The organism is Flavonifractor sp., assembly GCF_019422385.1.
GTDB lineage: Bacteria > Bacillota > Clostridia > Oscillospirales > Oscillospiraceae > Flavonifractor > Flavonifractor avistercoris.
In genome coordinates this window covers 1-10,980 of sequence record NZ_JAHZDL010000079.1, presented here as the reverse complement: position 1 = coordinate 10,980, position 10,980 = coordinate 1, and the positions used below count along the sequence as shown (strand labels likewise).

12 protein-coding genes are annotated in these 10,980 nt (G+C 64.3%); 5 read left to right on the top strand and 7 right to left on the bottom strand.

What is annotated here, in order from left to right:
• Window positions 1–1,038, top strand: a 1,038-nt coding sequence (locus QZ378_RS10245) for a Mur ligase family protein (RefSeq protein WP_291258190.1), incomplete at its 5' end; no start/stop codon positions are given.
• Between the two features lie 141 nt (window positions 1,039–1,179).
• Window positions 1,180–1,800: a helix-turn-helix transcriptional regulator gene (locus QZ378_RS10240; protein WP_291258189.1), complete on the top strand. Its 621-nt coding sequence runs from the start codon at window positions 1,180–1,182 to the stop codon at window positions 1,798–1,800.
• Window positions 1,801–2,057: 257 nt separating this feature from the next.
• Here the strand turns inward: QZ378_RS10240 and mreB are convergent, their stop codons facing one another.
• The 6 genes from mreB to QZ378_RS10210 form a co-directional block, all read right to left on the bottom strand.
• Window positions 2,058–3,080, bottom strand: a complete 1,023-nt coding sequence (gene mreB, locus QZ378_RS10235; RefSeq protein ID WP_007494905.1) for a rod shape-determining protein — start codon at window positions 3,078–3,080, stop codon at window positions 2,058–2,060.
• 127 nt (window positions 3,081–3,207) lie between these two features.
• Window positions 3,208–3,876 carry a ComF family protein gene (locus QZ378_RS10230; RefSeq protein WP_087236689.1) on the bottom strand — a complete coding sequence of 223 codons (669 nt, stop codon included), beginning with the start codon at window positions 3,874–3,876 and terminating at the stop codon, window positions 3,208–3,210.
• Window positions 3,873–4,049 (bottom strand): hypothetical protein, encoded by a 177-nt coding sequence (locus QZ378_RS10225; protein WP_191379670.1) that lies wholly within the window; start codon window positions 4,047–4,049, stop codon window positions 3,873–3,875. The genes QZ378_RS10230 and QZ378_RS10225 overlap by 4 nt, the downstream gene beginning before the upstream one ends.
• A gap of 973 nt (window positions 4,050–5,022) precedes the next feature.
• Window positions 5,023–7,239, bottom strand: coding sequence for an ATP-dependent RecD-like DNA helicase (locus QZ378_RS10220; RefSeq protein WP_291258188.1), 2,217 nt, complete (start codon window positions 7,237–7,239; stop codon window positions 5,023–5,025).
• Between the two features lie 98 nt (window positions 7,240–7,337).
• Complete coding sequence (locus QZ378_RS10215; protein WP_087236687.1) at window positions 7,338–7,676, bottom strand: hypothetical protein; 339 nt, start codon at window positions 7,674–7,676, stop codon at window positions 7,338–7,340.
• A gap of 49 nt (window positions 7,677–7,725) precedes the next feature.
• Window positions 7,726–8,217: a small multi-drug export protein gene (locus tag QZ378_RS10210; protein WP_291258187.1), complete on the bottom strand. Its 492-nt coding sequence runs from the start codon at window positions 8,215–8,217 to the stop codon at window positions 7,726–7,728.
• A 203-nt stretch (window positions 8,218–8,420) separates the two neighbouring features.
• Here QZ378_RS10210 and pyrE point away from each other — a divergent pair, with 203 nt between their 5' ends.
• Window positions 8,421–9,095 carry an orotate phosphoribosyltransferase gene (gene pyrE / locus QZ378_RS10205; RefSeq protein WP_191529292.1) on the top strand — a complete coding sequence of 225 codons (675 nt, stop codon included), beginning with the start codon at window positions 8,421–8,423 and terminating at the stop codon, window positions 9,093–9,095.
• A 137-nt stretch (window positions 9,096–9,232) separates the two neighbouring features.
• On the opposite strand, the gene QZ378_RS10200 is transcribed toward pyrE, so the two are convergent.
• Window positions 9,233–9,391 (bottom strand): hypothetical protein, encoded by a 159-nt coding sequence (locus tag QZ378_RS10200; protein ID WP_191529293.1) that lies wholly within the window; start codon window positions 9,389–9,391, stop codon window positions 9,233–9,235.
• Window positions 9,392–9,422: 31 nt separating this feature from the next.
• Between QZ378_RS10200 and radC the strand changes: the two genes are divergently transcribed.
• Window positions 9,423–10,097: a RadC family protein gene (radC, locus tag QZ378_RS10195; protein ID WP_291258186.1), complete on the top strand. Its 675-nt coding sequence runs from the start codon at window positions 9,423–9,425 to the stop codon at window positions 10,095–10,097.
• A gap of 84 nt (window positions 10,098–10,181) precedes the next feature.
• Window positions 10,182–10,980, top strand: a 799-nt coding sequence (locus tag QZ378_RS10190) for a DEAD/DEAH box helicase family protein (RefSeq protein ID WP_291258185.1), incomplete at its 3' end; no start/stop codon positions are given.

Here is a 10,980-nt window from a genome sequence, read left to right as displayed (position 1 = left end):
TACAAGAACGCCCTGTGCATCTCGGGCACCCACGGCAAGACCACCACCACCTCCATGTGCACCCACATCATCATGGCCGCCCAGATGGATCCCACCGTCATGATCGGCGGCACCCTGCCCCTGCTGGGTTCCGGCTACCGGGTGGGCCACGGGGACACCATCATCCTGGAGAGCTGCGAGTACTGCAACTCCTTCCTGTCCTTCTTCCCCACCGTGGCGGTGATCCTCAACATCGAGGCCGACCACCTGGACTTCTTCAAGGATCTGGAGGACGTGGAGCACTCCTTCCGGGCCTTCGCCGACCGGGTGCCGGAGAACGGCCTGATCGTGGCCAACGCCGACGACGCCAACACCATGCACACTTTGGAGGGGGAGGCCCGGCCCATCCTCACCTTCGGCCTGGAGCAGGGCGACGTCCAGGCCGCCAGCCTAACCTGGGAGAAGGGCCTGCCCTCCTTCGACGTGATCTACCGGGGGGAGCTGTTCACCCACGTCACCCTGCGGGTGCCCGGCGAGCACAACGTGAAAAACGCCCTGGCCGCCGCCGCGGCCGCCATCGCCCTGGCGGTGTCCCCCGAGGCGGTGCGCGACGGCCTGGCCGCCTTCCGGGGCGCCGGCCGCCGGTTCGAGCACAAGGGCACCTACCACGGGGCCGAGGTGTACGACGACTACGCCCACCACCCCGGCGAGCTCCAGGCCCTGCTGTCCGCCGCCCGCACCCTGGGGTATGAGCGGATCATCTGCGCCTTCCAGCCCCACACCTACACCCGCACCAAGGCCCTGTTCGACGACTTTGTGCGGGTGCTGAAGGAGCCGGACGTCACCATCCTGGCGGAGATCTTCGCCGCCCGGGAGGTCAACGACATCGGCATCTCCTCCAGGGATCTGGCGGAGCAGATCCCCGGCAGCGAGTACTGCGCCACCCTGCCCGAGGTGACGGCGCGCCTCAAGGAGCTGGCCCGGCCCGGGGATCTGATCCTCACCGTGGGGGCCGGCGACATCTTCACCGTGGGCGAATCCCTGGTGCGGGAGAGCTGAGCCGTACACACCCGAATCCCCGCCCTTTCCGGGCCCGGCACCACGATGGAACCTCTTGTTGCGGAGATGGAAAGCCGGTGTGGTGGCTTTTTCCCGTGATTTCAGGCAGAATGGAGCCACCATAATAAAGGAGGGCTGCACATGAAGCTGCCTGATAAAATTGCCGGACTGAGGAAATCCAGGGGAATCTCCCAGGAGGAACTGGCCGAGCGGCTTGGCGTCTCCAGGCAGGCTGTCTCCCGCTGGGAGACGGGTTCGGCAAAGCCGGACGCCAACAACATTCTCCAGCTGAGTCTGCTATTCCATGTGACAACGGACTACCTTCTCCACGACGACTATCAGAGTGACCAGGATCTGCCCGGCATCAGGAAAACGAATCAGATCCTGCGCACCAACCTGACTTTGATTGCGATTATCGCTCAGGTCTCCTTCCTGAATGTGGCCATGCAGCCCTTTCCAGACATGGGGCAGCCGGCCGCTGACAGTCTCGTGTGGACGGTTCGCCTTGTTCCCCTGCTGGCCTGCTCACTCTGGATGTGCCTCAATCTGCGGTATGAGCCGGATCCCTCACAGCGCCGGAAGAACATCAGGATAGAACTCGTCTACTGCCTGCTCCAGGCCGGAATCGCCCTGTCCGCCCACCATTACGCTCTGTACGGGGCCGGCACCGCTCTGCTGCTTGCGGTTGCCCTGCTGTACATCCTGTGGGTCAACCCCAAATTTATGGGGCGGCCCTTGACCCGGAAATGTCGCGGCGCATAAAGCCGCAAAAAAATCCAAGGCGTTTTCACGCCTTGGATTTCAGCCTGTCGAAAAAGTCTTTTCGACAGGCTGCCGAACTTTTTGAAACTTCAAAAAAGTTTCAAAAAGTTGTTTGATCCAACGCGAAAGGGAACCCTGACGGTTCCCTTTCACACTATCCCTCCCTCCGAATCCTTTGGCTGGAGGGATTATCGACAACCTGAAAAATCCAAGGCGTTTTCACGCCTTGGATTTTTCTTTTACATCTGTATGATCACTCAGTTCATCTGCTTGCGGCGGGACAGGTTGATGGTGCCGTCCTGCATGGAGTCCACGTCGTCCAGGCTCTTGCCGGTGCCGTAGGCCACGCAGGAGATGGCGTCGTCAGCCACGTGGGTCTCGATGCCGGTGTGGGACTCGATGAGCTTGTCAAAGCCCCAGACCAGGGAGCCGCCGCCGGTCATGCAGATGCCGTTGGTGGAGATGTCGGCCACCAGCTCCGGGGGCGTGCGCTCCAGCACGCCGTGGATGGCCTCCAGGATGCGGGTGGAGACCTCCTCGAAGGCCTCGATCATCTCGCTGGAGGACACGGAGAACACCCGGGGCAGGCCAGTCATCAGGCAGCGGCCCTTGATCTCCACGGTCTGCTCCTCCGGCCGGGGGAACACGCAGCCGATCTGCATCTTCAGCTCTTCCGCGGTACGCTCACCGATGAGTACATTGTGCTTGCGCCGTATGTACTTCACGATGGCCTCGTCGAACTGGTCGCCGGCGATCTTGATGGAGGTGGACTCCACGATGCCGGACAGGGAGATAACCGCGATGTCGGTGGTGCCGCCGCCGATGTCCACGATCATGTGGCCGTCGGGCTTGGCGATGTCGATGCCCGCGCCGATGGCGGCGGCCACGGGCTCCTCAATCAGGTACACCCGCCGGGCGCCGGCCTGGATGCCCGCGTCGATGACGGCGCGCTCCTCCACCTCGGTGATGCCGGAGGGGACGCAGATGACGATGCGGGGCTTGAAGAGGCGGAAGGAGGTCACCTTGCGGATGAACTCCTTGAGCATCCGCTCGGTCATGTCGTAGTCGGAGATCACGCCCTCCCGCAGGGGACGGATGGCCACGATGTTGCCGGGGGTGCGCCCCAGCATCTGCTGGGCCTCGGTGCCCACCTTCAGCAGCTTGCCCGTATTCTTGTCGATGGCCACCACGGAGGGCTCCCGCAGCACCACGCCCTTGCCTTTTACGTAAACCAGGATCGAAGCCGTACCCAGGTCGATTCCAATGTCTTTACTGAACATACCCGCACCTCGAAGTCTTGATAGCTTTCGCTTTATTTTGTCCCAAAATCTCATGAATAATCCCCTATATTATACCTAAGTATCAGACCTATTTCAACGGCATTTTCCACGCCATTTTTCACAAATTTTATGTCTTTTCTCCCCGCGCCCGGGCCAAGGTGGCGCACACCACGTCGGCGGCCCCGGCGGAGCGCAGCACGCGGGCACATTCGGAGATGGTGGAGCCGGTGGTGATCACGTCGTCAATGAGAAGCACCCGCTTCCCCTCCACCAGCTCAGGATCCACGATGGTATAGGCCCCCAGCACGTTGGCCCGGCGGGCCGCGTCGTCGTCCAGGCCGGACTGGGCCTGGGTGTTGCGGCCCTTGCGCAGGGTCTCCACCGCCACGTCGTCCAGCTCCAGCGCCGCGGCGCTGGAGAGCAGGAAGGCCTGGTCATACCCCCGCTCCTTCTTCCGCTTGTCCGACAGGGGCACCCAGGTGATGAGGTCATAGCGCCCCGCCAGGTGGTCATGGACGCACTGGGCCACCAGGCGGCCGTAGGTCTTGTGGTAGCCCTGCCGCCCCTTGAACTTATAGCGGCGGATGGAGTCCCTCACCTGATCCCGGTAGGCCAGCGGCGAGGCGCACAGGGAGAAAAATTCCCCCGTCTGCTCCGCCGCCTCCCCCGTCAGCCAGGGCAGCTCCTTCTGACAGCGGGCGCAGAAGCCCCGCTCACCGCCGGAGAGCACCTTCCCGCAGAATACGCACTTGGGCGGGAAGAGCAGATCCAGCAGCCAGCTCACCGGCCCGCTCATGGCTCTTCCTCAAGCTGTATGGGGCCGTGCTCCTTTTCAAACTCGCGGATGCAGCTCTGGATCAAGTATAGAATCTGCCCGCTCATGGAGCGTCCCTCATACGCCGCTACATACTTAAACTTGTCGTGGAGCTCCTTGTCTGTACGGATGCTGAGATGATTCGTCTTTTCCATATGCTCTGCCCCCTGCTTGTCGGTAAGCAAAGCATATCCCGTGTGTTTTAATTTTAGTTTATTTTTAGTGCATTTTTACGGCAAAAAATATTCTCACCCCCTTTGATAATCTGAGGCTGGCTGGCAGCTACCATGCTCTGTAGGGGCGGATATCATCCGCCCGAAGCCTTCCCCCCTTTGGGGGGAAGGTGGCATTTGCGGAGCAAATGACGGATGAGGGGTTCCTCGTTCTCGCGCCGGGGTACCCCCCCCCCGCGGGGCGCGCCTGCGCGGCGGGCGCCCCTATTTCTTCCCGAAGAAATAGGGGAAAAGAAGGGCCGGGGGGCTTCGCCCACCCTGGGCCCCCCAGTACGGGGGTTCATGGCGGCGGTGGGCTGTACGGACAGGGCAGAGACCGGGCGTGCATTGCCGCCCGTTTTCCTGGCGATTTTGTTGCAGGCGCTGCCGCGCCTCGGGCGGCACGCATCGGGATTACCTTGCAAGCCCTGAAAGTTGCTGCGCTGTACCAACTTGGCCCGCCGGGCCGCCGCCGGTGCCATGCCGCTGAAATACCGTGGTGTTTATGGTGGCTTGGAAACAGCGCGTCAAGGATGCCGCGCCCTACGTAGGGGCGACCTGTGGTCGCCCGCCCCGAGCCGAGGGGGCGTTACAGCGTAAGCCCCCTCGGCCGGAAAGCTGTCTGTAGAACAGCTCGGGGGAAGTTCCAAGAAGGGGGGATCGCAATTCCCCCTTCTTGGTCGTTTTAAGGAGGGGTGCAGGGGAGTTTGGGCGTTAAGAAACGTGCCGGTGGCACGTTTTAGCCCAAAAGAAATCCAGGCGAAGCCACCTTAACCCGTGGAATCGAAATCCCCCTCTCCTGCTGGTTTTCCCCCGCTTTTGACACCAAAAGCGGGGCCCCGGCCGGGTAGGCCGCCGCCGCGCAGGCGCGCCCCCGGGGGGCTCCCAGCAGACAACGGGCGACCACAGGTCGCCCCTACGAGTTGGCGATCTGCACCAGCCGCCAGCGCAGGCCGGAGTAGCGGCGCTGCTGGCGGTCGTTGGCGGTCATGCGGGCCACTACCTCCTCGTCGCCCACCAGGATCAAAAGCTCCCGGGCGCGGGTGATGGCGGTGTAGAGCACCCCGCGGGTGAGGAGCACGGGGGCCCCGTCGCTGACCGACAGGATCACCGCCCGGTACTCGCTGCCCTGGGCCTTGTGGACGGTGATGGCGTAGGCCGGCTCCAGCTCCCCCAGCATGTCGGGGGTATACTCCACCAGGCGGCCCTCAAAGTCCACGGTGATCAGCTCGGAGCGGTTGTCCACCTCCACGATCCGGCCGATGTCCCCGTTGAACACCCCCATGCCGGTGGTGAGGCCGTCCTTCCAGATCACGTCGTAGTTGTTGCGCACCTGCATGACCCGGTCGCCCTGGCGGAACACGTACTCCCCGAAGCGGCGCTCCGGCCGGTCGGGGGCGGGGGGATTCACCGCCTCCTGGATGGCCCGGTTGAGGGCGGCGGTGCCCGTCACCCGCTTGCGGGTGGGGGAGAGCACCTGGATCTGCTCCGGCGGGATGCCCATGTTTTGGGGCAGGCGGGTCTGCACCAGCTCCACGATGGTCTCCGCCGCCCGGGCGGGATCCTTGCGGCGGAGGAAGAAGAAGTCGTGCTTGTTGTCCCGCAGGTCGGGCAGCTCCCCCCGGTTGACCCCGTGGGCGTTGCGGATGATGGCGCTCTCGGCGGCCTGGCGGAAGATCTCGGTGAGCCGCACCATGGGCACCACCCCGCTGCGGATCAGGTCGGAAAACAGGTTGCCCGGCCCCACGCTGGGCAGCTGGTCCGGGTCGCCCACCAGGATCAGGCGGCACTCCGGCCGCAGGGCCCGCAGCAGGCCGTACATGAGGGTGATGTCCACCATGGAGGTCTCGTCCACGATCACCGCGTCGGCCCGGAGGGGGTCGTCCTCGTCGTGGGCGAACACCAGGCGGCCGGAGTGGGGGTCGTACTGGGTCTCCAGCAGGCGATGGATGGTGGCGGCCTCCATGCCGCACAGCTCCCCCAGCCGCTTGGCGGCCCGGCCGGTGGGGGCGGCCAGGGCGGTCTCCAGCCCCAGCTGCTCAAAGAGGGCCAGCACCCCCCGCAGGGAGGTGGTCTTGCCGGTTCCCGGCCCGCCGGTGAGAAGCATCACCTGGCTGGCGGCGGCCAGCTCCACCGCCTGGCGCTGCTGGGGGGCGTAGACGATGCCCTGCTCGGCCTGGATGCGGTCGATCAGCCCGTCCAGCCCGTGGGGGGGCACCTGCTCCCCCCGGGCCATCTCGGCCAGGCGGAAGGCCACGTACTGCTCCGCCTCGCAGAGGTCGTGGAGGTACACCGCCTCCTCATTGGCCACCGTCTCCTGGATCACCTCGCCCCGCTCCAGCAGGGCCTCCAGGGCGTCCTCCAGGGCCTCCGTCTCCCCCTCCAGCTCGATGAGCTGGGCCGTGGCCGGAAGCAGCTTGCGCCGGGGCAGAAAGGTGTGGCCGTTGTCCAGGTTGTGGGCCAGCTCGAAGAGCAGCCCGGCCTCGATGCGCTGGGGGTCGTCCCCCTCCATGCCCATGGACAGGGCCAGCTTGTCGGCGGTGGAGAACTCCACCCCCAGCTCCCCGTCCACCAGCAGGTAGGGGTTGCCCCGGATGATCTCCAGGGCCCGGTCGCCGTACTTGCGGTACAAGGGCATGGCCAGCTGGAGGGGCACCTCATGCTCCCCCAAAAACTCCAGCAGGCGGCGCATGCCCATCTGGAGGCGGAAGTTCTCCCCCATGGCCAGGGCCTTCTTGCGGGTGATCCCCTTGATCTGGGTGAGCCGCTCCGGGTGCTCCTCCAGCACTGTCAGGGTCTCCTCCCCGAACTCCTCCACCATGCGCCTGGCGGTGGCGGCGCCGATGCCCTTCACCGCGCCGGAGGAGAGATAGTCGAAGATGGCCTTGGTGCCCGCCGGGGTGCGGCGCTCCACCGCCTCGGCCTTGAACTGCTCCCCGTAGGAGGCGTGGCGAGTCCAGGTGCCCTCCACCGCGATGCCCTCGCCGGGGGCCACGCCGGGCATGCAGCCCACCACCGTCAGGGTCTGCCCCTCCCCGCCGTCCAGCCGCAGCACCGTGTAGCCGTTCTCCTGGTTCTGGTAGATCACGCTCTCCACGGTGCCCTCGATCAAGCTCCGCTCCGCCTCCTGCATGGCCGCTCTCCCTCCCGTCTCATTCTCTCTATCTTACCATCTTCTGCGCCGTTTGTCGAATCCGAGCCTGAAAAAAGTCCGCCCGAGGCGGACTTTTTTCAGGTTCTCAGGTAGGTCTCCAGCTGTTCCATGGGACAGAGCACCATCCCCCGGCTCCCGGTGAGCAGGGCGGCGGCCACCCGGCGGCCGGTGTCGTTGAGGCCGCTGTCGGCGATGACAATGGTAAAGCGGGCCAGCTCCCCGCCCCGGAGCCACAGCAGGCCCTTCACATCCTGCTCCAGGTGTTCCCCGTCTCCGGCGGCGGGCACCACGGCGTACACCGGGCCGCCCCCGCCGCCCCCCACCGGGGTCACCAGCTTTCCAAAGAGCAGCCACCCCAGGGCCAGCAGGCCCACCACGGCCAGCAGGGCCAGGAGCACTTGCCAGATCGCGTTCAATTCCGCTCACCTCCGGGCCATTCTATGCCCGGCGGTGGGAAACGGCCCCTCAGGGGGCGAAAATGGCCACCACCGTACCGGTGGCCAGGGTCATGATCAGCCCGGCGGTCACCACCCCCAGGAAGATGGAGGGCACCGCCTTGCGCAGAGGCATGTCCAGCAGGGCGGCGATCAGCGCGCCCGTCCACGCCCCCGTGCCCGGCAGGGGGATAGCCACGAAGAGCCACAGGCCGATATACTTGTAGCGGGTCACCTTTTTGCCCTTCAGGTGGGCCTTGGCCTCCAGCCGGTCCACCAGACTGTTCAGCTTGGGGGACTTGCGGCGCATCCACTGAAAGATGCGGCGGATATAGACAATGATAAAGGGGATGGGGATCATATTGCCGATGATGCACACCACCAGGGCGTGAAGGGGGGCCAGGCCCAGGGCGGTGCCGAAGGGGACGCCGCCCCGCAGCTCGATCACCGGCACCATGGACACCAGCAGGGTCATCAGGCTCTCCCCCCACGTGGTGGAGGTCAGCCACTCAAACAGTTCCAATTTGAAGGCTCCTTTCAGCCGCCGCTCCGCGGGAGATCCCGCGCTGCGGAGCATTGCTGACATTGTATCACATCCCAGAAAAGAAGGGTATTCCATTTTGATGAAAAATGGATTTTTTCTCTCCGGCTTTGGCCTTGTCCCCCGTGCCCTGGCGTGGTATAATAATACGATTCGACATTTTGAAGGAAGCGAGGTTTCAGATCATGACCTATCAGGAGGAATTCATCACCTTCATGGTGCGCGCCGGCGTGCTCACCTTCGGCGACTTCACCACCAAGTCCGGCCGCAAGACCCCCTACTTCATCAACACCGGCAACTACAAAACCGGCGCCCAGGCCGCCAAGCTGGGCGACTACTACGCCGCCTGCATCCAGCACCACCTGCCTGACGGGGTGGACTGCCTGTTCGGCCCCGCCTACAAGGGCATCCCCCTGGCGGTGTCCGCCGCCGCCTCCCTGTACCGCAATTACGACCGGGACCTGCCCTACTGCTTCAACCGCAAGGAGGCCAAGGACCACGGCGAGGGGGGCACCATGGTGGGCTACAAGCCCCAGGATGGGGACAGCGTGGTGATCGTGGAGGACGTGGTCACCGCCGGCACCGCCGTGCGGGAGACCATCGCCCTCTTCCAGCACGTGGCCAAGGTCAACATGAAGGCCCTTATCGTCTCCGTGGACCGGATGGAGCGGGGCACCCGGGAGTGCTCCACCCTGGACGAGCTGCGGGAGGACTACGGCATCGCCGTCTACCCCATCGTCACCGTCCGGGAGATCATCTCCTTCCTCCACAACCGGGAGATCGACGGCAAGGTCTACATCGACGACGAGATGAAGGGCAAGATGGAGGCCTATCTGGAGCAGTACGGAGCAAAAAAATAAATCCCTCCGTCCCCCTCGGAGAGCGCGCCGCGCGTTGGATGGAGGCCTATCTGGAGCAATACGGGACGGGGAACTGATTTCCCCGTCCGGCTGAAACGAATGGAAAGGAGTGTGAGCCTTTCGTGGAAGGTCTCTTTTCACTGATAACGATTGTTTTTGGCTTTGTATTTCCCTATACCCTGATCACCGCCATCCGGACCGAGGATGAGAGCAAGCGAATTTTTCATACCGTCCTCTCGTGCGTTGGCTTCGGTGTTATCGTGTTTACCTTCTTCATCTTCTTCTGATGCTCCCATTCCATTGTCCGCTGAGAAAGGAGGCCCGGCCATGGGCACCCACGACGGCCACCGCCAGCGTCTGAAAACTGAATTTCTGGCCCGGCCGGACTCCTTCCCGGACCACAAGCTGCTGGAGCTGCTGCTGTTCTACGCCAACCCTCGCAGCGACACCAACCCCCTGGCCCATGAGCTCATCGACCGCTTCGGCTCCCTGGCCGGGGTGCTGGACGCCGCGCCCGAGGAGCTGTGCAAGGTCAGTGGCATGGGGGAGCACGGGGCGGTACTCCTCAAGGCCGCCAAGGAGCTGACCGGACGCTACCTCACCGCCCGCACCCGGGTGGACGACATCGCCCGGAACAGCCGGGACTACTACGCCCTGCTGCGGCCCTACTTCTTCGGGGCGCGGAACGAGCAGCTCTGCCTGCTGTGCCTGGACGGCAAGGGCAAGGTGCTGGGCATCCGAAAGCTGGGGGAGGGCAACGTCAACGCCGTGTCCATCACCACCCGGCTCATCGCCGAGGCCGCCCTCTCCCTCAACGCCGCGGCGGTGGTGCTGGCCCACAACCACGTCTCCGGCATCGCCTTCCCCTCCGAGGACGACATCGCCACAACGGAAAGCCTGGCCCCCTTCCTGGCGCGCATGGGGGTGGAGCTGGTGGACCACTTGATCTTCGTGGATGACGACATGGTGTCCCTCCGGGACAGCGGGTTTTACCGGCCGTGAGGGGCGGGGGCAAGCCCCCGCCTATAGAAAATGCTCTTGCAATCGAACATTTGTTTTGGTATTATCATCTTGCGAGGTGAGCGTATGCCCAAATTTGAAGTGGTCAGCGAATATCAGCCGGCCGGCGACCAGCGGTCGGCCATCGCCGCCCTGGCGGCGGGGGTGGAGAACGGCCTGGACGAGCAGACCCTGCTGGGGGTCACCGGCTCGGGCAAGACCTTCACCATGGCCAAGGTGATCGAGGCCGTCCAGCGGCCCACCCTGGTGCTGGCCCACAACAAGACCCTGGCCGCCCAGCTGTGCGCCGAGTTCAAGGAGTTCTTCCCCCACAACGCGGTGGAGTACTTCGTCTCCTACTACGACTACTACCAGCCCGAGGCCTATATCCCCCACACCGATACCTTTATTGAGAAGGACTCGGCGGTGAACGAGGAGATCGACCGGCTGCGGCTGGCGGCCACCGCCTCCCTGATGGAGCGGCGGGACGTGATCGTGGTGTCCTCCGTGTCCTGCATCTACGGCCTGGGCGAGCCGGAGGACTTTGCCAAGATGATGGTCTCCCTGCGGGTGGGGAGCACCATGGAGCGGGACGAGCTGCTGAAAAAGCTGGTGGCCATCCGCTACGAGCGCAACGACATCGCCTTTGAGCGCAATATGTTCCGGGTGCGGGGGGACACGGTGGAGATCTTCCCCGCCTACTGGAAGGATCACGCCATCCGGGTGGAGTTCTTCGGGGACGAGATCGACCGCATCAGCGAGATCAACGTGGTCACCGGCAGCACCATCCGCCGGCTGGACACCATCCCCATCTGGCCCGCCACCCACTACGTCACCCCCAAGGAGAAGATGGACGCCGCCATCCAGGAGATCTACAGGGAGCTGG

Excerpts from the sequence above, each read along its gene's own strand:
- QZ378_RS10240 (WP_291258189.1), top strand. The coding sequence starts at position 1,180 with ATGAAGCTGCCTGATAAAATTGCCGGACTGAGGAAATCCAGGGGAATC.
- mreB (WP_007494905.1), bottom strand. The coding sequence starts at position 3,080 with ATGTTCAGTAAAGACATTGGAATCGACCTGGGTACGGCTTCGATCCTG.
- QZ378_RS10230 (WP_087236689.1), bottom strand. The coding sequence starts at position 3,876 with ATGAGCGGGCCGGTGAGCTGGCTGCTGGATCTGCTCTTCCCGCCCAAG.
- QZ378_RS10225 (WP_191379670.1), bottom strand. The coding sequence starts at position 4,049 with ATGGAAAAGACGAATCATCTCAGCATCCGTACAGACAAGGAGCTCCAC.
- QZ378_RS10220 (WP_291258188.1), bottom strand. The coding sequence starts at position 7,239 with ATGCAGGAGGCGGAGCGGAGCTTGATCGAGGGCACCGTGGAGAGCGTG.
- pyrE (WP_191529292.1), top strand. The coding sequence starts at position 8,421 with ATGACCTATCAGGAGGAATTCATCACCTTCATGGTGCGCGCCGGCGTG.
- QZ378_RS10200 (WP_191529293.1), bottom strand. The coding sequence starts at position 9,391 with ATGGGAGCATCAGAAGAAGATGAAGAAGGTAAACACGATAACACCGAA.
- radC (WP_291258186.1), top strand. The coding sequence starts at position 9,423 with ATGGGCACCCACGACGGCCACCGCCAGCGTCTGAAAACTGAATTTCTG.